This window comes from Bauldia sp., assembly GCA_037200845.1.
GTDB lineage: Bacteria > Pseudomonadota > Alphaproteobacteria > Rhizobiales > Kaistiaceae > DASZQY01.
Map to the genome: position 1 here is coordinate 923,209 of JBBCGQ010000001.1, position 20,282 is coordinate 943,490.

The following is a 20,282-nucleotide window of genomic DNA, read 5'->3' on the forward strand; positions in this document are numbered from 1 at the left end:
ATGTCACAGAGCGACCGCATGCCCCCGACGTACGTGAACCGCGAAACCGTCGTGGACCGCGAGACGTCGAACACCGGCCTGATCGTGACGGCGATCGTCATCGCCGCCGTCGTCGTCATCGGCCTGTTCTACTTCGTCAACCGCAGCCCGGCGCCGACCGCCGGCGACACCACCATCACGACGCCGCTGCCGGACGCAACGGCTCCGGCCCCCGCGCCGCTGGCCCCGGCGACCGAGCCGACGGCTCCGGCCGCGCCTCCGGCCACCCTGGAAGCCGCGCCGCCGGCTGACACCACGGCCCCGGCTCCTGCGCCGACCACTCCGGCCCCGGCGCCTGCCGCTCCGGCTCAGTAGTCGTAGCGTACCCGAGTAACGAGACGCCTCGCCCTTCAGTGGGCGAGGCGTTTCGCGTTTTGGGCGTTAACAAGAAAGCAGCCGGCTAACGGTACGGTGTGGGTCGATATCCTGGCGACCTATCCGATGACCGCACCGATGCTGAGCGACCGCCGCCTGCTGCCCCTGGAATCGCTGCGCGCGCTCGCCGCGTTCCAGGTGCTGCTGCTGCACATGTTCTCGGCCTTCCTGCCGGCGATCGTCTTCGATCGCCCGGGAGGCCCGGCTCTCGGGCTTATCATCCATCGCTCGGCGCTGTTCTATTTCTATGACGGCTACTCGGCCGTCTATATTTTCTTCGTGCTGAGCGGCTACGTCCTCACCGCGCCTTTCCTTCGCGACGCCGCTGAGCCCGTTCGTGTTCTCGTCGCCCGCCTGGCGAGGCTGGCAATTCCGGCGCTCGCCGCATGCATCCTCTCGGCCGCGGTGATGGCGCTGTTGCCGGATGCCCACGTCGCCGCGGGCGCCGCGTTAGACTCGCGCTGGCTCGCCCTCAACTGGCTGCCGGAGCCGGGCCTCTTGGCGTTCGTCCGCGACTACTTCAACGCGTTCTTTGTCGGCTATCAGGAGGGGACTGTCGCGTCGTTCGGTTTCCGTCCCTGGTTGCCGAGCATCGAAAATGCCTACGTCGCACCGCTGTGGACGATCGGCGTCGAGTTCGCCGGCTCGATCGTGGTCCTCGCGCTGGCTGCGATCCGCGCCCAGTTGCCGCGCCTCTGGCTGCCGGCCGTGATCGTCGCCGCTGTCGTCTTTCTGCGTACGCCGTATCTCTGCTTCGTCGTCGGTCACGTCGCCGGCGTCGCGGCGCTCGCCGAGAGACCCAGCCGCATGCCGGCGTGGCTCTGCATCGTCGGCGTCGCCCTCGGCGTGCTGCTGTGCGTCGCCGGCGAGGAATTCGCCGTCCCCGGCATCCAGCCGGTTTGCAATATCGATTTTCCGTTGATGCTGAACTGCGAACTCGCGCTGCATTTCCAGAAACGCCTCGGCGCGCTGCTCATCTTCCTGTCGCTGGTCACATGGCAGGACGCGCGCAACCTGCTCGCCTGGCCGCCGCTCGCCCGCCTCGGCCGCATCTCGTTCCCGGTCTACCTCGTGCATTGGCCGATCGTCTTCGGCCCGAGCTGCGTCGTCTATCTGGCCGCGAGCGCCGCCGGCGCTCCGCCGCTGGCAGCAAGCCTCGCCGCGATCCTCGTCGGTATCGTCCTGACACTCGCCGTCGCGGTGCCATTCACGAAAGTCGATGCCGCCGCGCAGTCCCTGGCGCGCATCATCCGCCGCGGCCGGCCAGCACGATCCTCAGCGCCGGCGTAACACTAGGAGAGCGCGGCGATCTCCGCCCGCAGCGCGTCGATGCCGATGCCGGCATCTGCCGATGTGGCGATGATCGAAGGATGCGCCGCCGCGTGCTTGGCGATGGTCGCCGCGACGCTGGCCGTCACGGCCTCGATCTCGCCGACCTTCAGCTTGTCCGTCTTGGTGAGCACGATCTGGTACGACACCGCCGCCTTGTCGATCAGCTTCACCGCCTCGATGTCATTGTCCTTGAGGCCATGGCGTGAATCGATCAGCACGTAGACGCGGCGCAGCGTCTGCCGCCCGCGCAGGAACGAGAAGACGAGGCTGGTCCACGCGGCCACCTGCGCCTTCGGCGCCCGCGCGTAGCCGTAGCCCGGCATGTCGACGATGGTGAGCGATGCGCCCTCGGCGGTGAAGAAATTGAGCTCCCGCGTCCGCCCCGGCGTGTTCGACGTGCGGGCCAGCGCCTTCTGCCCGACCAGCGCATTGATCAGCGACGACTTGCCGACGTTGGAGCGGCCGGCGAACGCCACCTCGATGCCCGCCATGGGCGGCAGGTTGCTGACGTCGGAAGAGCCCCAGAAGTGCTTCCACGGCCGGGCAAACAGGAGCCGCCCGGCTTCGAGTTTCGCCGCAGCCTCGGGATCGCCTGCGGGCGCCGCCGGCTTCAAGTCTTCGCCTTGTCGGCCTTGATCTTCTTGTTCTTCTGCGGCGCCGGTGCGGCCGCATCGTTGGCTGCGGCCGGAACCGCCACGGCCGTCGCCGGCTTGGCGGGCCTCAGGCCCAGCGACTGCAGGATATTGCCCCACAGGTCCACGTCGGCGCCCTGCCGCCGCATGATGAAATACTGCTGGCTCACCGACAGCGTGTTGTTCCACGCCCAGTAGATGACCAGCCCGGCCGGGAACGAGGCCAGCATGAACGTGAAGATCAGCGGCAGCCAGGTGAAGATCATCGCCTGGGTCGGATCGGGCGGCGGCGGGTTGAGCCGCATCTGGACGAACATCGTCACGCCCATGATCAGCGGCCACAGCCCGATCAGCAGGAAGTGGCCGATGATCGGCACCGAGCCCGGATCGAAGGGCAGCAGCCCGAACAGGTTGAACAGTGTCGTCGGATCCGGCGCCGACAGGTCCTGGATCCACCCGAAGAACGGCGCGTGCCGCATCTCGATGGTGCTCGAGAGCACGCTGTAGAGCGAGAAGAAGACCGGGATCTGGATCGCCACCGGCCAGCAGCCGGCGAGCGGATTGATCTTCTCCTTCTTGTACAGCTCCATCAGAGCCTGTTGCTGCTTGACCTTGTCGTCCTTGTACTGCTCGCGGATGGCGGCCATCTGCGGTTGCACTTTCTTCATCGCGCTCATCGACTTGTACGATTTGTTGGCGAGCGGAACGAAGACCGCCTTGACCAGCACGGTCACGGCGAGGATGGCGAGGCCGAAGTTGCCGATCAGGTGGTAGAGCCAGTCGATGACGTAGAACAGCGGCTGCGCGATGAACCACAGGTCGAGGAAATAGAACTTGCCCATATGGACCAGCAGGTCGAGGCGCTCGATGCCCATGCCGTCGCGATAGGCATCGAGGATGGAAAGCTGCTTCGGGCCGGCGAACAGCCGCGCGCTCGTCTCCGCGCTCGCGCCCTGCGCGATCGTCACCGGATCGGCGACGTAGTCGGCCTGGTATCCGGCCGCGGTCGGGAGGTGCTCCATCTGCGCGACGAACGGCTTGCCGGTCTCCGGGACCAGAACGGACGCCCAGTATTTGTCGTTGATGCCGACCCACCCTTGCGTCGCCTTGTCGAGGGTGACCGGCGCGCCCTCCAGCGATTTGTAGTCGTGCTCGACCAGGCGCTGATCCTTCAGCGCGGCGATGAGGCCGAGCGTCTCCAGCGCGTTGCCGCGCTCGAGTTCCCCGAACCGCGCTACCCGTCCGTAGGGCGAGAGGCTCGCCGCCGCGGCACTGTTGTTGGTGACGGTGTCTTTGATCGTGAACATGTACTCGTCGTCGACCGCGATGGTGCGGACGAACACCAGCCCGGCGCCGTTGTCGTAGGTGAGCTTCACCGGCGTCGTCGGCGTCAGCTTGGCGCCGCTCTCCGCCGTCCACGTCGCGTCTGGTCCCGGCACCGCCGGTCCGCCGGCCGCCGCGACCCAGCCGAGCTCGGCGTAGTAGGGGCCCTTGGCCGAGATGGAATGCGCCGGATCGGGAGCGACGATCGGCGTGCGCGCCGGCGACAGCAGCACGATCGTCGGGCTGGTCTTGTCTACCGTCTCGTGGAAGTCGCTGAGGTGAAGGTCGTCGATGCGCCCGCCGACGAGATTGATCGAGCCCACGACCGTGCCCGTCTCGATGGCAATGCGCGGCGTCAGCGCCAGCGCTGCCTCGCGCGTGAGGGCAGGGGCATTGGCCGCGGCGGCCGGCGGCGTGCCCGCCGCGGTAGTGGTCGTCCCGTCCGCCGTCGTCGTCACCGCGCCCGGATTGGTCGTGTCGGTCGTCGTCTGCTGGGCGGCAAGCTCGGCCGCCTTGCGGGCCTGCTCCATCTGCGGCCCGGCGACGAAGAATTGCCAGCCGATCAGCACGGCGATCGAGAGTGCGATGGCGAGGAAGAGGTTGCGGTTATCGGGCATCAGTCGGTTCCGTTCGCGGGCTTGGCCGGAGTGCCGCCGGAACGCGACAATACCTCGAAGCCGCTCAATAGATCGGTGACCAGCCGCTCGAATTGAAGGGTCAAAGCGGCACGCCGCGCGACAAGCACATAATCGGTGGCCTTTTCGGCATGCATCTCGGCCCGCCGAATGGCCTCTCGCAAGCGTCGGCGGATGCGATTACGCACGACCGCGTTCCCGATCTTCTTGGTGACTGTGAACCCGAAACGCGGCGGCCGGTCAACAAGTGTGGCGCCCGGCTCGGCGCCCGCCTTCAGTGCCTGGAGCAGGAAGCCGGTTTTGGCTACCCGCCGCCCGCCGGCGACGGCTACGAAGGCGGCGCGGCGTTTGAGGCTTTCCATCGTGTTCGTGGGTGGCCGGACAGGTGCCCGGCTCGGTCGGTCAGGCCGTCAGCTTCTTGCGGCCGCGCGCACGCCGGCCATTGATGACCTTGCGGCCGCCGGTAGTTTCCATTCTGGCGCGAAACCCGTGACGCCGCTTGCGCACGAGTTTGCTCGGTTGGTAGGTCCGCTTCATCTCGTCTCTCCGCGGGTCTTGAATTGGTGCGGCTTATAAGGACGGACCGGAATCGAGTCAACGCGGGGCGCGGACAGTAAACCGCAGGGGAAAGCCGGGATTTCGCCGCGAAAAGCTTGGCGCGAGGCGCTAAGTGGAGGGGGATGGCGGATGAACTCACCCCCGACATATGCGTGATCGGTGCCGGCCCCGGCGGAATAGCCGCGGCGACCGCCGCTGCCGCCGAGGGCGTGCCGGTCATCCTCATCGAGAAAAACCGCACCGGCGGCCATAACCTCGCCTCCGGCACGGTGCCCGCCAAAGCCCTGCTCGCCGCCGCCGCCATCCACGAGACTCTGCGCACAGGTCCGGCCTTCGGCGTCACCGGCGCGCCGCTGCAGGTCGACCTCGGCCGCGTCCGCGAGCACATCGAGGAGGCGACCGCGGCCATCGCCCGCAACGTCACGCCGGAGCGGCTGACCGCGCTCGGCGTCAAGGTCATTGCCGGCAACGCCCGCTTCGCCAATCCCGATCTGGTCGTCGTCGACAACACCGCCATCAGGGCGCGCCGCATCATCATCGCGACCGGCTCGGTTCCCGCGGTCCCGCAGATCCCCGGCCTCGAGACGGTCGACGCCATGTCGCTCGCCGACGGCTTCGACCTCGCCCGCCGCCCCGCCCATCTCATCGTCCTCGGCGCCGATCGCTACGCGCTGGAATTCGCGCAGGCCTATTCCCGCCTCGGCATCGATACGACCGTCGTCGACGAAGGCGCCGCCATCCCCGACGTCGATCCGGAGATGGCGACGATCCTGCTCGACCGCCTGCGCGCGGAAGGCATCCGCGTGCGCACCGGCGTGAAAATTTCGGAGATCGCGCGCCGTCGCGGCGGCGTCCGCATGCTGCTGACCGACCCGGCCGAGGGCGAGATCGCCGTCGATGGGTCGCACATTATCATCGCCGCCGGCCGCTGGCCCGATGTCGAGGGCCTCGGCCTGGCGGCGGGCCAGATCCAGTGGGACAAGGCCGGCATCGTCGTCGACAAGGGCCTGCGCACGACCAACCGCCGCGTCTACGCCATCGGCGACGTCATCGCTGGCGCCCCGCTCGCCGCCCGCGCCGAGCTGCAGGCAGCCGCCGTCGTCCGCTCGATCCTCTATCGCGTGCCCTTCACCGATGAGACGGCGAACGTTCCGGCCGTCGCCTTCACCGACCCGGGCCTCGCCTCCGTCGGCCTCGACGAGCCGGCGGCGCGTCTTCTCCATCGCGATGTCCGCATCATCCGCGTGCCGTTCGCGGAGAGCGACCGCGCGCACATCGAGCGCGAGCCGGCGGGAATGCTGAAGGTCATCACCACCACCGGCGGCGGCCGCATCCTCGGCGCGGCAATAGTCGGCCGCGACGCGCCTGAGCTGATCGCGCCGTGGGCGCTCGCCGTCGCCAATCGCCTCGGCCTCGCCGCCGTGGCCGCATACGTGCCGCCCTATCCGGCGCGCGCCGCGCTCGCCCGGCGCGTTGCCGCCGACCATAAGCCTGCTACCCGCGGTAGCGCCGGTTTGACGCCGGCATGGCGGCGGCGCATCATTACGCTCTTCAGGAAGCTCGGCTGATCCTCTGATGAACGACCGCATCGTCAACGGCGAGGGCGAGGCCATCCCCGCTCCCCCGATGGCGAAACCGATTCGCCCTTCGACCCGTCGTGGCTTCGGCCTGTCGTCGCGCCTGTTCGTGCTGACGGTTCTGTTCGTCACGGTCAGCGAAGTCCTGATCTACGTCCCCTCGATCGCGAACTTCCGCATCAACTGGTTGGCCGACCACCTGACCATGGCCGATGCCGCGAGCGTCGTGCTCGCCGATTCGGATGCCCAGGCCGTGCCGCGCGAAATCCAGAACGATCTCCTCAAGGCCGTCGGCGCCATCGCCATCGCGGTGCGCACGGGCACGGTAAGCCGCCTCATCGCCACGGTCGAAATGCCGCCCGACGTCGACTCGATGATCGACCTCCGCGTCATGAATCCTACGAGCGACATCGGCGAGGCGTTCGCCACGCTGTTCTCGCCGACGCCGCGCATCATCCGCGTCGTCGGCGGCGCGCGCTCCGGCGCGACGCTGGAACTCGTCATCAGCGACCGCCCGCTCCGCGATGCGATGCTGCGCTATTCCGTCAACATCATCTGGCTGTCGCTGCTTATCTCGGTCATCACCGCCGGCCTGCTCTATTTCTCGATCAACCGCCTGTTCGTCCGCCCGATGCGCCGGCTGACCGACAACATGGTCGCCTTCTCGACCGCGCCGGAAGACGTCGGCCGGGTGATCACGCCAAGTGGCCGCAGCGACGAGATCGGCGTTGCCGAGGAGCACCTCGCCGCCATGCAGGAGGCGCTGCAGGGGACGCTCCGCGAGCAGCGCCACCTTGCCGACCTCGGCCTGGCGGTATCGAAGATCAACCACGACCTCCGCAACATGCTGGCCGCCGCGCAACTGTTCTCCGATCGCCTCGGCAGCCTGCCCGACGAGAACGTCCAGCGCTTCGCCCCCAAGCTGATCGCCGCCCTCGACCGCGCCATCTCCTATGCCCAGACGACGCTCGCCTACGGCAAGGCGCGCGAGGCCGCGCCCGCGCGCCGCCTGCTGGCGCTGGACCGCCTCGTCGACGACGTCGCCGACTCCACCGGCCTCACCGGCCACCCGACGATCCAGTTCGAAAACCGCGTCCCCGCCGGCCTCGAGATCGACGCCGACCCCGACCAGCTCTTCCGCGTCCTGGTCAATCTTTGCCGCAACGCCGCCCAGGCGCTGGAGGGCGACTTCGGCCCGGCGGTGGTTCGCCGCCTGACCGTGAGCGCCAGCCGCACCAACGGCTCGGTCGCCATCCGAGTCGCCGACACGGGCCCGGGCATCCCGCCGGCAGTGCGCGCCAACCTCTTCCGCGCCTTCCAGGGCACCGCAAGGCCCGGCGGCACCGGCCTTGGCCTAGCCATTGCCGCGGAGCTTGTCCGCGCCCACGGCGGCTCGATCGCGCTGCTCGACACCGGCGGCGCCGGCGCCACCTTCGAGGTCATAATCCCCGACCGCCCGACGGCCGGGGGCCGCACCGGCTAGCCGCTTGCCATCCGCCGGCCCCATGGAGTAGCAACACCCCCACGCGCCCGTAGCTCAGCTGGATAGAGCATCAGACTACGAATCTGAGGGCCGGGAGTTCGAATCTCTCCGGGCGCGCCAATCGATGCCGTCGTTGCGAAGCTCGACGAGAATCGCGTCCATGAACTTCTTGGGGAGATTGTTGGCGGCCGCGATGTCGCCGCCGGGCGCGGTCTCGCCCGGCGCCAGACGCGCAAGGTGGAGCAGGGCCTTAAGGCCGTATTTCCCCTTCTTGGTGAGCATGGAAGTCCCGCGGAATGTGGCCGGCACTATAGGTTCGCGCGGCAAAGCGTCAACGCGGCGCAGGGCGGCGGATCGTCCGTGCTTTTTTCCAATTCCTACTGGAACAGTAGAATAAGCTCGCTTGAGAAAGACCGCCTGCGGCCTTCTGCTTCGCACATGAGCCGCGAAGCCCGCACCGCGACCTATCCCGCCCCGCCGACCGCGCCGCTGCGCGTGCCGCCGATCCCCGGCTGGCGCGACGATCCTGCTTCGCTGGCGCAAGTCTTCGTGAGCGACGAGGCGAGTGGCCTGACGCCCGGCGAGCGCCGCGCCGCCGCGCTCCGCGTCGCGATGCTGAACGGCAACCAGACGCTGGCCGACACCTACCGTCCGCCGGCTGCCGGAGATGGCGAGCCGTCGCGGCGTCTGGCCGAGATCCTGCGCTACGTCGAGCGTTTCGCCGGCGATGCCCGCGCCATCCGCTGCGCCGACATCCGCGCGCTGGAGGCCGCCGGCCTCAGCATTGCCGACGTGACGGCGCTGACGCGCGTCGTCGCCTTCGTGACATATCAGGCACGCTTGCTCGCCGCCCTCGACTTGATAGAACCGGGCGCATGACCGCTGTCCCTCGCGTCATCGGCACGGACGCGCCGCGCGAATCCGTGTCCACCCTCGTCGATCTCATCGGCCACACGCCGATGGTCGAGCTGAAGAAATTCAACGCCGATCCGTGCCGGCTGTTTGTCAAGCTGGAGAGCCAGAACCCGTCCGGCTCGATCAAGGATCGCATCGCGCTGTCGATGATCGAGGCGGCCGAGAAGGACGGACGCCTGCGCCGCGACGGCACCATCGTCGAGGCGACCGCCGGCAACACCGGCCTCGGCCTGGCGCAGGTCGGCCTGCCGCGCGGCTATCGCCTCGTCCTCGTCGTGCCCGACAAGATGTCGCGCGAGAAGGTGCAGCATCTGCGCGCGCTCGGCGCCGACGTGCGCATGACGCGTTCCGACGTCGGCAAGGGCCACCCCGAGTATTATCAGGACATGGCGCAACGCATCGCGTCGGAGACGCCGGGCGCCTTCTACGTCAACCAGTTTTCCAATCCCGCCAACCCGCTGGCGCACGAGCGTACGACCGGCCCGGAGATTTGGGAGCAGCTCGGCCACAACGTCGATGCCGTCGTCGTCGGCGTCGGCTCCGGCGGCACGCTGACCGGCCTCGGACGCTTCTTCAGGAGCGTCTCGCCGAAGACCGAGATCGTGCTCGCCGATCCGGTCGGCTCGGTGCTGACGCCGTTCGTCGAGACCGGGGTGCTGATCGAGGCGGGAAGCTGGGCAGTGGAAGGCATCGGCGAGGATTTCGTCCCGCCCAACGCCGACCTGTCGCTGGTCAAGCGGGCCTACTCGATCCCCGATCGCGAGAGCCTGATGACCGCCCGCGCGCTGCTCGCCCGCGAGGGCATCCTCGCCGGCTCGTCGTCGGGCACGCTGCTTGCCGCGGCGCTGCGCTATTGCCGCGAACAGACGAAGCCGAAGCGCGTCGTGACGCTGGTCTGCGACAGCGGCAACAAGTACCTGTCCAAGTTCTACAACGACTTCTGGCTGATCGAGCAGGGCATCGCCGAGCGCAAGCCCAAGGGCAACCTCGGCGACCTCGTCACGCGCAGCTACCGCGACGGCGGCGCCGTCGTCGTCGGGCCGGACGATACGCTGCTCACCGCCTACAGCCGGATGCGCACCACCGACGTGTCGCAGCTTCCCGTGCTCGACGGCAAGCGCCTGGTCGGCATCCTCGACGAGAGCGACATTCTCACCGCCGTCGAGGGTGCGGAGGGCGAGCGCAAGCAGCGCTTCGCCGCGCCGGTCAGCTCCGCCATGACGACGAAGCTGCACACCGTGCAGGCGAGCGCCAGGATCGATGCGCTGCTGCCGCTGTTCGAGCAGAACGAGGTGGCGATCGTCGTCGATGGCGACGAGTTCGTCGGCCTGGTCACGCGCATCGATCTCATCAACCACCTGCGGCTCGGCCCGTGAGCGACAAGCCGCCGTCGAAGAATCGCCTGGCCTTCGATACCCGCACCATCCACGGCGGCCAGAGCCACGACCCGACCACCGGCGCCGTCATGGTGCCGATCTACGCCACCTCGACCTACGCCCAGCAGAGCCCGGGCGTGCACAAGGGCTTCGAGTACGCGCGCAGCCAGAACCCGACGCGCTTCGCCTTCGAGCGCTGCATCGCCGACCTCGAAAGCGGCAGCGCCGGCTTCGCTTTCGCCTCGGGCCTCGCGGCAATCGCCACCGTCTTCGAGCTGCTCGACACCGGCGCCCACATCGTCGCCACCGACGACATCTACGGCGGCACGTTCCGGCTGCTCGAGCGCGTGCGCAAACGCTCGGCCGGCCTGGCGGTGAGCTTCGCCGACTTCACCGATCTCGCGTCGGTGGAAGCCGCGATCCGCCCCGAGACGCGGATGCTGTGGGTCGAGACGCCGACCAACCCACTGCTCCGCGTCGTCGATCTCGAAGCCGTCGCCGCGCTGGCGCGCCTCCGCGGTCTGATCTCCGTCGCCGACAACACCTTCGCCAGCCCCTACATCCAGCGGCCGCTGGAACTCGGCATCGACATCGTCGTCCACTCCACGACGAAATATCTCAACGGCCATTCCGACATGGTCGGCGGCACGGCCGTGGTGGGGCCAAACCGCGACCTCGAGGATCGCCTGCGCTTTCTGCAGAACGCGATCGGCGGCATCTCTGGCCCGTTCGATTCTTTCTTGGCGCTGCGCGGGCTGAAGACGCTGGCGCTGCGTATGGAGCGGCATTCGCAGAACGGACAGGCGATCGCCGAGTGGCTGGAGCGGCGGAACGACGTCCGCCGCGTCATCTATCCCGGCCTCGCCAGCCACCCGCAGCACGCGCTGGCGCGCCGCCAGATGCACGGCTACGGCGGCATGGTCACCGTCGAGCTCGACCGCGACCTCGCCGGCACCAAGCGGATGCTGGAGCGGGTGCAGATATTCGCGCTCGCCGAAAGCCTCGGCGGCGTCGAAAGCCTCATCGAGCATCCCGCCACCATGACCCACGGCAGCATCCCGGAAGCGCAGCGCGCGGCGATCGGCATCTCGCCGTCGCTGATCCGCATCTCGGCCGGCATCGAGGACGCCGGCGACCTGATCGCCGATCTCGACCAGGCGCTGGCCGGCTGACCGAAATCCCTACCGATTGGTATGCGAATGCTACGTGACCGGCGAAAATTAGAAACGCCGTTCTGTCGCCCGCGCCGCCGCCTCCTACTATCGGCGCAAGGGCTGGGGAGCTGGTGAGTCCAATGCAGACCGCGTCCGTCAACGTCGTAGACCTCGACACTTACCGCAACCGCCGCCGCTCGCTGCAGGCGGCGCAGGCCTATGCGGCGCCAATGCCGGTCGCCTGGGTCGTGGTCTGGTTCGCCCCGGTCGTCTTCGTCCAGCCCTACGCCAACTACGCCCAGCATTGATGGCGGCGCTCGTGGGCGACGCCGGTCCCTCCGACAGTCTCCCGGCATCCGACGGCGCTACCGATCTTCCGTCGATCCTCGGCCGCAATCTCCGCCGCCTGCGCACCCGCCAGGGTCATTCGCTGGAGCGGCTCGCCAAGGCGTCGGGCGTCAGCCGCGCCATGCTCGGCCAGATCGAGAACGGCAAGAGCACACCGACCATCGGCCTGTTGTGGAAGATCGCGACCGCGCTCGGCCTGCCGTTCGCGACGCTGCTCGACAGCCAGGAGACGCGCGGCACGGTCGTGCTCCGCCGCGACAAGGCGAAGATCCTAGGCTCCAGCGACGGCAAGTTCACCTCGCGCGCGCTGTTCCCCTTCGACGGCGAGCGCAAGGTCGAGTTCTACGAATTGCGCCTCGCGCCGAAGCATCTCGAAAGTGCCGAGGCGCACGCGCCGGGAACGATGGAGAACATCATCGTGGTCAGCGGCTCGGTCGAGATCAGGCCGGGCAAGGAAGAGCCGAGCAAGCTCGGCGAGGGCGACGCGATCCTCTTCGAGGCCGATGTGCCGCACACCTACCGCAACCTCGGCGACCGCGAGGCGGTGCTCTATCTCGTCATGACCTACGTCGAATCGGTCGGCGGCTGATCCAAAAACAAAAAGGCCCCGGAGAGGGGCCTTTCGTTTCGCGGCGATCGAAGAAGCGTGGCCTAGGCCATCGCTCCCATCATCATCATGCCGCCGCACGCCATCATCATCGGCATGCCGCCCTGCATCATCGCCATCATGCGCTTGCAGTATTCCATGAACATGTCCTTCGACATGTCGTCCATCGGCATCATCTCGCAGACCATGCCGGTGGCGGTCATCTTGCAGGTCATTTTGCACATCATCATGGGCATCGGCATCATGCCGCCCATCATGTTCATCATGCCGTTCATCGGCATCATGCCGTTCATCATGCCTTGCGGCATCATCCCGCCCATCATCGGCATCATCTGGGGCATGTTCATCATCTGGGGCATCATGCCGCCCATCGGCATGTTCATCATCGGCATCTGCATCTGGGGGTTCATTTCGCGTCCGCTCCGTCTCGCTTTGGATCCGACACGGTCGTCCGCGTCGTCGTTGGGCGGACCTGTACGCCGCCGGAATCCACGGGACAATGCGGTTATGCGCGCATCCGGTGCTTTCCTCCGCTCCGAACGGAGGCTCTGTTCACTGGATTGGAATTTCGGCCGGTATCCAGGCTCAGCGCGGCGAACTGGGCCGGCGGACGGCGCCGGGCGGCCGAATCGCGACGGGCGCTGCCGCGATCTCCCGATGATCGGCACCGCCCGCCAGCCGCGCGGCAAGGGCTGATGCCTGTTGCCTGATCTCGGCGACGGCCGTCGACTCCCAGAAGCGGCCCGCCGTGATCGGCCCTACCGCGAACAGGCGCGTGGAGGTCTGGCCGGTGCGCGAGACGACACGGCAGTCCGCGTCCACGTCGAGTCCGACGGCGAGCGGATCGGGGCGGGCGAGGCCGGCCGCGACCAGGCCGGCGACGGCCGGGTTGGCGGCAAGCGACGGGAAGCGGCCGGGGCCGGTGCAGTTCACGATCCACTCGAATGGGCGAATGCGGACAAGGCGCGTACGCCGGTCGCGGATCGCGGCGGTGACGAATTCGCCGGCGGCGCGCACGGCGACCACCCGGCCGGCGGCAACCTCGACGGTGCCGCCGGACCGGACCTCCGCCACCCGGTCCGCGATCGCCGGCGCCATGCGGTGGCGGACCACGGCCCAGTACGACTCGACATGACGCAGGAACCGCCGCTGCTCGGCGATGGTGAATGCCTGCCAGATCTCCTGCGTCGCCGGCCGCAGTCCGTCGATGATCGCGCGCCAATCCTCGCCGGCAGCTTCGGCGGCGCGCGCCGCCTTGGCGACCATGCGGAACACGGCGAGCAGTCGCCCCTTCGCCTCGGCGAGTTCGAGGCGCACCGGCGCGCTCGCCGAAGCCGCGTGCGTGGCCGGCAGGCGCCCGTGCCGGGAAACGGCCACGATCGCGGCCGCGTGGCCGTTGCGGCGCAGCGTCAGAATCTGGTCGACCATGGTCAGCCCGGCGCCGACGAGGAGCACGCGATCGTCAGCCGCGATCCGCTGCATGCGCGGATCGTTCCACGGGTCGGCGATCATGCGGCCGTGCGCCGCCGGCTCGATGGCGCGGTCGGCGATCCGGAATTGCGGCGGAGGGTTGCCGAGGCAGAGCGCGACACGGGCCGCGCGGAAGCGCCCGCCGCTCGCCAGCCGGATGTCGAAAGCGTCCGTCGCCGGGGTTATCGCCGCCACCGTCCCTTCGACCAACTCGACGCGGCCCGCCGCCGCGGCGATCGCGGCCATGAGCGCGCCGTGGACATAGCGCCCGTAGTCGGCACGGCAGGCAAAGCTGCCGGGGGGATGGCGCGCCGAATTCTCCGCCAGCCAGCGCACGAAGGCGCCGGGATCGTCCGGATCGATGCTCAGCCTCTCGGCGGGCACGTTGAGAAGGAGATCGGGGTTGCCGTCGCGATAGGCGAGGCCGCGGCCGGTTTCGTCGGGCCGCCCGATGAGCACGATGCGCGCGTCCTTCGGCATCCGGCGCGCAAGCTGGATGGCGAGGGCCGACCCGCTAAGGCCGGCGCCGACGATCGCGATATCGTGGGACGTTGCTTCCATGGAAACACGCCTCCGCTTACCGGCAAAAAGACTAGCAACTCGGTCGTGATTAGCAAGCCTGCGCGGAAACCGAGACTTTTCTAGGCGTCCGCCGCGAGCCCCAGACGCCGGCGCATGCGGACATCGAGGCCCGCGAAGGCCCGATCGGTCGCAATCGCCAGCGCGCCCACCAGCAGCGCGCCCTGCAGCACGTAGGCGGTGTTGGACCCCGTGAGGCCCTCGATGATCGGCGAGCCGAGCGTCAGTGCGCCGACGGTCGAGCCGATGGTGGCGGTGCCGATGGCGATCATCACCGACGTGCGGATGCCGGCGAGGATGACCGGCGCCGCCAGCGGCAGCTCGATCCGCCACAGGCGCCCGCGCGCGGTGAAGCCCATGCCGGCCGCCGCGTCGAGCGCCGCGGGCGCCACGGAGCGCAGGCCGGCAATCGTGTTGTCGACGACGGGCAGGATGCCGTACGCGATCAGCGCGATCAGCGTTGGCGCCGGTCCGTAGCCGACGAGCGGAACGGCAATGGCGAGCACCGCCGCCGGCGGAAAGGTCTGGCCGATGGCGGTGATCGTATCGAGGATGCCGGCGAACTCGCGGCCGGACTGGCGCGTGACGCCGATCCCCGCCGCGACGCCGAGGACGATCACCGGCATACTCGCCGCGACGACGATGGCGATGTGGTCGAGCGTCAGCGTCACGAAGCTGGCGCGCGTGTAGACCGGCCGCTCAAGGGCCGGGAACAGCCAGTGAAAAATCGGCGCCAGCGCCGGCATGCCGACTGCGAGCAGCACGAGCACCACCAGCGGCACGAACGTGCCCAGCCTCCGCCGCCACGCGGCCGGCGCAACGGCCTCGGCTTCAGTGTGCGCGACGGATGACATCGCCGAGCCTGATGCTGCCCTGCCGCCTTCCGGCGCTATCGACCACGGCGAGTACGTCGCGTCCGCGCGAAAGCATCCGCGCCAGCGCGGCGTCGAGCGGCGCGGTCGCCTCGATCGTGTCGTCGGCGGGCGATGTATCGGGGACCGTAACCTCCGCCACCGTGCGGATGCGGAGCAGGCGGAAGCTCGCCGCCTCGCCGCCGGTGAGGCGCTCGACAAACGCATTCGCGGGAGAGGCGAGAATCTCCTTCGGCGCGGCGTCCTGCACGACCTTGCCGCCTTCCATGATCACGATGCGCGAGGCCAGGCGGATCGCCTCGTCGACATCGTGCGTGACCATGAGCACCGTCTTGCCGGTCGCGGTCTGGATGCGCGCCATCTCGTCCTGCAGCGTCTGCCGGGTGACGATATCGAGCGCGCCGAACGGCTCGTCCATCAGCAGCACGTCCGGATCGCCGGCGAGCGCGCGGGCGACGCCGACGCGCTGCTGCTGCCCGCCGGACAACTGGCTCGGATGCCGATTGCGGAAAATTGTCGGATCGAGACCGACCAGCACGAGGAGCTCGTCGACACGCTCGGCGATGCGCTCGCGCGGCCAGTGCAGCAGCCGCGGCACGGTCGCGACGTTCTCGCCGACGGTCCAATGCGGAAACAGTCCGATCGACTGGATGACGTAGCCGAGCCGCCGGCGGAGCGCGACCGGCTCGAGATTGGCGACGTCGGCGCCCTCGACGCGGACGACGCCGGAGTCCGGATCGATCATCCGGTTGACCAGGCGAAGCGCCGTCGACTTGCCGGCGCCGGAAGGCCCGAGCAGCGCGCAGAACTCGCCGGCGCCGATGTCGATGGAAACATCCGCCATCGCGGCGCGGCCGCCGTACGTCTTGGTGACGTGCTCGAAGGCGATCACGGCGCGGTCGCCCGCAACGAAATCTGGGTCAGCAGGCGCAGGAGCCCATCGGCGACGATGGCGATCGCGATCGCCGACAGCGCACCGAGGAGCACGAGGTCGGTCGCCGTCTGACCGAGGCCGAGGAAGACGAACGCGCCGAAGCCGCCGGCGCCGATCAGCGCGGCGACCACGGCGAGGCCGATGAGCTGCACCGTGACGATCCGCAGGCCGGCGAGCAGCACGGGCAGGGCGAGCGGCACGGACACCCACGCCAGGATCTGGAGCTTCGTCATGCCCATGCCGCGCGCGGTCTCGATGGCCGCATCGGGGACGCTCAGGATTCCGGCCTCGGTGCTGCGCGCGATCGGCAGCAGGCCGTAGAGAGTGAGCGCGATCACGGCGGGAACGAAACCGATGCCGCTGAGGCCGATGTCATGCAGCCAGGGCAGGGCGTCGCCGAGCGCCGTGAGCGGACCGATCAGCAGGCCGAACAGCGCGATCGACGGGATCGTTTGCACGAGATTGAGGACGGTGAAGATGGGGCGTGACAGGCGCGGCCGGCCGGCGGCGGCGATGCCTATCGGCGCGCCGATGATAAGGGCGAAGCCGAGCGAGGTGCCGACCAGCGTCAGGTGCTCGCCGAAGGCGGCACCGTACGCCTCGCGGCGGTTGGCCCATTCACGCGCGAGCGAGAGATTGTCGAACCAGCCGCCGAATGCCAGCGCGCTGACGGCAACCGCCACTATGGCGGCGAAAGCCAACCGAAGGCCGAGGTGCACATTGAGACGACGCAGCGCCTCCGTCATCGCCAGCGCCGAGACCAGCGCGACGGTCCAGAAGGCGCCGCCGAGAGAAACGCGCGCTGCGGTGCTGGTGACCGTCGCGAGCGCGGCGGTCGCTCCGGCACCGGCGCCTGCAACGGCGGACGCAAACACCAGCGTCGCGCCGGTGAGGACTGCAACTTGCCGCCAGCGATTGGAGCTGATCGCCAACGCGGCGACGACGAGCGCCGCGCCGAGCGCAACGCCCGCCGAGGTCACGCCGGGCGTCACCTGCCAGAGATAGATGGGCTTGGCGGAGAGGATGCGGTTCGGCGAGAAGCCGAGAAAGCCGAACGCGGCCGCACCGGCCGCGCCCGCGAGAAGCAGCAGGAGGATGACCTTGCGTCCGGTCGTCTCCTCCTGCCCGCCGTTGTTTGCGCCGACCGGCCGATCCGTCATGCGCTATCGCTACCAGCGATCGGCTAGTTGAGGAAACCCTTCTCCGTCAGGTAGTCGGTCGCCACCTTCTTCGCGTCCTCGCCGTCGACCGCGATCTTGGCGTTGAGCGTCTGCAGCGTCTCCAGCGTCAGCGACTTGAACACCGGCTCGAGCAGATCCTTGATCTGCGGATACTTGGCGAGGATGTCGGCGCGGACCGTTGGCGCCGGCTCGTACACCGCCTGCACGCCCTTGGTGTCGGTGAGGACGACGAGGCCGAGCGCGGCGAGCTGGCCGTCGGTGCCGTAGGCCATCGCGGCGTTGACGCCGGAAGTCTGCTCGGCCGCGGCCTTCTCGGTCGCCGAGGTGTCACCGCCCGAGAGGACCAGCAACTGGTCGGCGGTAAGCTTGAACCCGTAGGCATCCTGGAAGCCGGGCAGCGCCGCCGGGCTTTCGACGAACTCGGCCGAGCCGGCGAGCTTCACCTTGCCGCCGCCGGCGACCCACTTGCCGAAATCTTCCAGCGTCACGAGCTTGTTGGCGTCGGCGAGATCCTTGCGGACCGAGATCGCCCAGGTGTTGTTGGCCGGCGCCGGGGCAAGCCAGACGATCTTGTTCGCCGCGTCGAGTTCCTTCGCCTTGGCGTAGGCGGCGTCCGGGTTCTTCCACGCCGGGTCGGAATCGACGCTGTAGAAGAAGCCGGCGTTGCCGGTGTACTCCGGATAGATGTCGATGGCGCCCGAGGTCAGCGCCTCGCGCACGATCTTGGTCGGGCCGAGGCTCACCTTGTTCACGACCGGCAGCTTCGCGTGCTCAAGCACGTCGACGATGATGTTGCCGAGCAGCGCGCCCTCGGTGTCGATCTTGGAGGCGACGACGATGCCGTCGGCGGCATGCGCCGTGCCCGCCAGAGCGACGAGGCCAAACGCTGCGGCGAGCAAAGTCTTCCGGAACTGGGTCATGATCTCTCCTGAAACGAAATGCAGCGAATGGGTTTCGCTTTGGAGGGGAACGTACCTACGCCCCGGCTGCCGTAGAAGATAATCTCTATCAATTTGGTAGAGTTAGAGAGATATTCTATCCTCAGAGGCGTCAGGAAGAGGGTGCCATGAGCACCGCCGTCAAAGTCAAAGCCGCCAGCCGCAGCCGCGTGCGCGTCGAAGCGCCGACGGTCGCGCTCGCCGTGACGATCTATGGCGGCTGGATCGCAGTGACGCTCGCCTGGCGGTTCATTCCGTGGCCGCTGCTGGTGCTGGTCGGCGGATGGCTCACCGCCTGGCAATCGTCGCTGCAGCACGAGACCATCCACGGCCACCCGACCCGGTCGCGGGCGATCAACGACGCTGTCGGCTGGCCGCCGCTGTCGCTCTGGCTGCCGTATCAGGTCTATCGCGCAAGCCACCTGCGCCACCATCACGACGAGCGGCTGACCGATCCGATCGAGGATCCCGAGTCGGCCTACGTCACGTCCTCGGTGTGGAACCGGATCGGACCGGTCGGGCGCTTCGTTCTGAAGCTCAACACGACGCTGGTCGGCCGGCTGCTGATCGGCCCGGCGATCATGATTTTCGGATTCCTCGGGTCGGAGCTCCGCGCCGTCGTCGGCGGCGATCGCCGGCATCTCGGCATCTGGGCGCGGCACGCGGTCGGCATCGCCGCGATCCTGATCTGGCTGGTCGCCGTCTGCGGCATGCCGGTGTGGCTCTATCTGGTCGCTTTCGTCTATCCGGGCGCCGCGCTCATGCGGCTGCGCTCGTTCGCCGAGCATCGCTGGGCGGCGCAGGTTTCGCATCGCACCGCTGTCGTGGAGGCGTCGTGGCCGTTCGGCCTGCTGTTCCTCAACAACAATCTGCACGCGCTGCATCACGCCAGGCCGACCGTTCCCTGGTACGATCTGCCCGACGTCTACGCCCGCGAGCAGAGCGAGATCACGGCGCGGAACGGCGGCCTCGTCTACAAGGGCTACAGCGACGTGGCGCGCAATTTCCTGCTTCGCTCCCACGACGACCCGGTGCATCCGGATCGCAAACAGTGGTGAGCGCCTACGCCAGCTCCGGGTAGCCGGCCGCGGCCGCCCCGGCTTCATAAGCGAGCACGACGTCATAGGCTTCGTCGGGCAGGACGGTGAACCCCGTCAGCCGCAGTATCTTCCGCGCGTCGGCGGTGGCCGGCGATGCGACGGCCGCGGCAAGCGCATCGCGCAGCATCGCGAGTTCCCGGTCGGAGGTCCCGCGCCGCGTGATGAGCGGCAATCCGGGACTGACCGGCGTCTCCGCCAGTATCCGGACGCGGTCCGCCAGCAGGGGCCGTTCGCGCATCACGAACCAGAAAGAGACGCAGTCGATGGCGGCGACGTCCGCCGAACCTTCCGCGATCGCCGCGAGGCTGTTGGCATGGGCATCGGTGACGCGGACGCTGGCGAACATCGGCCGCCCGCCGGCGATCGGAGCGAGCGCGGCGCGGAAAAGATTCATGCCGCTGTTGCTGTCGTAGCCGTTCACCGCCGCCCGAGCGCCACGCAACTCGGCAAGTGAAGCGTACGGCGCGTCGGCCGCAACGACGATGAAGCTGCGATGCATCGGACCAACGCAGCCGGGCGCATCGTAGCTCGGCGTTGCGATGTAGCGCACCGCATCGCCGAGATGTTTGCGCAGCGGATAGCCGCACGTCTGCGCGAGCAGCAGGTCGGGTTCGCGCCAGATCGCCTCAAGCGACCGGTCGTGCGCCAGGTGCGCCGGCACATCGGCCATGCCGCGCGCGACAAGGTCGAGCGCAACCCAGTCCCACAAGGCATCGAGGGCATCGTGAGTGGCCCGAAAATCGTACATGCCGAAGCCTGCGAGGCGCGTCATGTCCCGCCCTTACTACGGCACGCGCGCCGGAACCACACCCGGCCGGGGCTGTCTACACGATGGCGCCCCGCCGCCGGCGTGG

21 protein-coding genes, 1 tRNA gene and 1 pseudogene are annotated in these 20,282 nt (G+C 68.6%); 11 read left to right on the forward strand and 12 right to left on the reverse strand.

Translation table 11 applies throughout. The features are described 5' to 3' along the window. Positions 1-354, forward strand: coding sequence for a hypothetical protein (locus WDM94_04475; protein MEJ0011883.1), 354 nt, complete (start codon positions 1-3; stop codon positions 352-354). Between the two features lie 96 nt (positions 355-450). Next, the gene (locus WDM94_04480; protein MEJ0011884.1) at positions 451-1,704 is read left to right on the forward strand and encodes an acyltransferase; all 1,254 of its coding nucleotides are present in this window, start codon (positions 451-453) and stop codon (positions 1,702-1,704) included. A 2-nt stretch (positions 1,705-1,706) separates the two neighbouring features. On the opposite strand, the gene yihA is transcribed toward WDM94_04480, so the two are convergent. From yihA to rpmH, 4 genes are read right to left on the reverse strand one after another with little or no spacing between them, the layout of a single operon-like run. Continuing rightward, a complete protein-coding gene (gene yihA, locus WDM94_04485; GenBank protein ID MEJ0011885.1) occupies positions 1,707-2,360 on the reverse strand; it encodes a ribosome biogenesis GTP-binding protein YihA/YsxC in 654 nt (217 codons plus the stop codon). Beyond that, positions 2,357-4,318: a membrane protein insertase YidC gene (yidC, locus tag WDM94_04490; GenBank protein MEJ0011886.1), complete on the reverse strand. Its 1,962-nt coding sequence runs from the start codon at positions 4,316-4,318 to the stop codon at positions 2,357-2,359. Before yidC ends, yihA begins: the two co-directional genes overlap by 4 nt. Then, positions 4,318-4,698, reverse strand: coding sequence for a ribonuclease P protein component (gene rnpA / locus WDM94_04495; GenBank protein MEJ0011887.1), 381 nt, complete (start codon positions 4,696-4,698; stop codon positions 4,318-4,320). The genes yidC and rnpA overlap by 1 nt, the downstream gene beginning before the upstream one ends. A 40-nt stretch (positions 4,699-4,738) precedes the next feature. Next, complete coding sequence (gene rpmH, locus WDM94_04500; protein MEJ0011888.1) at positions 4,739-4,873, reverse strand: 50S ribosomal protein L34; 135 nt, start codon at positions 4,871-4,873, stop codon at positions 4,739-4,741. 143 nt (positions 4,874-5,016) lie between these two features. On the opposite strand from rpmH, the gene WDM94_04505 reads away from it, so the two are divergent. From WDM94_04505 to WDM94_04515, 3 genes are all read left to right on the forward strand, one after another. Next, positions 5,017-6,462, forward strand: a complete 1,446-nt coding sequence (locus tag WDM94_04505; protein MEJ0011889.1) for an FAD-dependent oxidoreductase — start codon at positions 5,017-5,019, stop codon at positions 6,460-6,462. A 7-nt stretch (positions 6,463-6,469) separates the two neighbouring features. Continuing rightward, positions 6,470-7,954, forward strand: a complete 1,485-nt coding sequence (locus tag WDM94_04510) for a HAMP domain-containing sensor histidine kinase (protein MEJ0011890.1) — start codon at positions 6,470-6,472, stop codon at positions 7,952-7,954. Between the two features lie 43 nt (positions 7,955-7,997). After that, a tRNA-Arg gene (locus WDM94_04515) sits at positions 7,998-8,074 on the forward strand. 3 nt (positions 8,075-8,077) lie between these two features. On the opposite strand, the pseudogene WDM94_04520 reads toward WDM94_04515, so the two are convergent. Beyond that, positions 8,078-8,236, reverse strand: a pseudogene (locus WDM94_04520) (Rrf2 family transcriptional regulator). 156 nt (positions 8,237-8,392) lie between these two features. Here WDM94_04520 and WDM94_04525 point away from each other — a divergent pair. From WDM94_04525 to WDM94_04545, 5 genes are all read left to right on the forward strand, one after another. Further along, a complete protein-coding gene (locus tag WDM94_04525; protein MEJ0011891.1) occupies positions 8,393-8,833 on the forward strand; it encodes a hypothetical protein in 441 nt (146 codons plus the stop codon). Next, positions 8,830-10,245, forward strand: coding sequence for a cystathionine beta-synthase (locus tag WDM94_04530; GenBank protein MEJ0011892.1), 1,416 nt, complete (start codon positions 8,830-8,832; stop codon positions 10,243-10,245). The genes WDM94_04525 and WDM94_04530 overlap by 4 nt, the downstream gene beginning before the upstream one ends. Next, positions 10,242-11,417, forward strand: coding sequence for a PLP-dependent aspartate aminotransferase family protein (locus WDM94_04535; protein MEJ0011893.1), 1,176 nt, complete (start codon positions 10,242-10,244; stop codon positions 11,415-11,417). Before WDM94_04530 ends, WDM94_04535 begins: the two co-directional genes overlap by 4 nt. A 122-nt stretch (positions 11,418-11,539) precedes the next feature. Continuing rightward, the gene (locus WDM94_04540) at positions 11,540-11,707 is read left to right on the forward strand and encodes a hypothetical protein (GenBank protein MEJ0011894.1); all 168 of its coding nucleotides are present in this window, start codon (positions 11,540-11,542) and stop codon (positions 11,705-11,707) included. After that, positions 11,707-12,336, forward strand: a complete 630-nt coding sequence (locus WDM94_04545) for an XRE family transcriptional regulator (GenBank protein ID MEJ0011895.1) — start codon at positions 11,707-11,709, stop codon at positions 12,334-12,336. The genes WDM94_04540 and WDM94_04545 overlap by 1 nt, the downstream gene beginning before the upstream one ends. Before the next feature lie 62 nt (positions 12,337-12,398). Here the strand turns inward: WDM94_04545 and WDM94_04550 are convergent, their stop codons facing one another. From WDM94_04550 to WDM94_04575, 6 genes are all read right to left on the reverse strand, one after another. Continuing rightward, positions 12,399-12,764, reverse strand: coding sequence for a hypothetical protein (locus WDM94_04550; protein ID MEJ0011896.1), 366 nt, complete (start codon positions 12,762-12,764; stop codon positions 12,399-12,401). 175 nt (positions 12,765-12,939) lie between these two features. Beyond that, entirely contained in the window at positions 12,940-14,385 is a 1,446-nt protein-coding gene (locus WDM94_04555; GenBank protein ID MEJ0011897.1) for an FAD/NAD(P)-binding protein, read from the reverse strand. 80 nt (positions 14,386-14,465) lie between these two features. Continuing rightward, complete coding sequence (locus tag WDM94_04560; protein ID MEJ0011898.1) at positions 14,466-15,257, reverse strand: ABC transporter permease; 792 nt, start codon at positions 15,255-15,257, stop codon at positions 14,466-14,468. Next, positions 15,235-16,167 (reverse strand): ABC transporter ATP-binding protein, encoded by a 933-nt coding sequence (locus WDM94_04565; protein MEJ0011899.1) that lies wholly within the window; start codon positions 16,165-16,167, stop codon positions 15,235-15,237. Before WDM94_04565 ends, WDM94_04560 begins: the two co-directional genes overlap by 23 nt. Beyond that, a complete protein-coding gene (locus tag WDM94_04570; GenBank protein MEJ0011900.1) occupies positions 16,164-17,369 on the reverse strand; it encodes an ABC transporter permease in 1,206 nt (401 codons plus the stop codon). The genes WDM94_04565 and WDM94_04570 overlap by 4 nt, the downstream gene beginning before the upstream one ends. 23 nt (positions 17,370-17,392) lie before the next feature. Then, the gene (locus tag WDM94_04575; GenBank protein MEJ0011901.1) at positions 17,393-18,310 is read right to left on the reverse strand and encodes an ABC transporter substrate-binding protein; all 918 of its coding nucleotides are present in this window, start codon (positions 18,308-18,310) and stop codon (positions 17,393-17,395) included. A 146-nt stretch (positions 18,311-18,456) separates the two neighbouring features. Between WDM94_04575 and WDM94_04580 the strand changes: the two genes are divergently transcribed. After that, the gene (locus WDM94_04580) at positions 18,457-19,386 is read left to right on the forward strand and encodes a fatty acid desaturase (protein ID MEJ0011902.1); all 930 of its coding nucleotides are present in this window, start codon (positions 18,457-18,459) and stop codon (positions 19,384-19,386) included. Positions 19,387-19,390: 4 nt separating this feature from the next. On the opposite strand, the gene WDM94_04585 is transcribed toward WDM94_04580, so the two are convergent. Continuing rightward, positions 19,391-20,200, reverse strand: coding sequence for a PhnD/SsuA/transferrin family substrate-binding protein (locus tag WDM94_04585; protein ID MEJ0011903.1), 810 nt, complete (start codon positions 20,198-20,200; stop codon positions 19,391-19,393). Between the last annotated feature and the right edge of the window lie 82 nt (positions 20,201-20,282).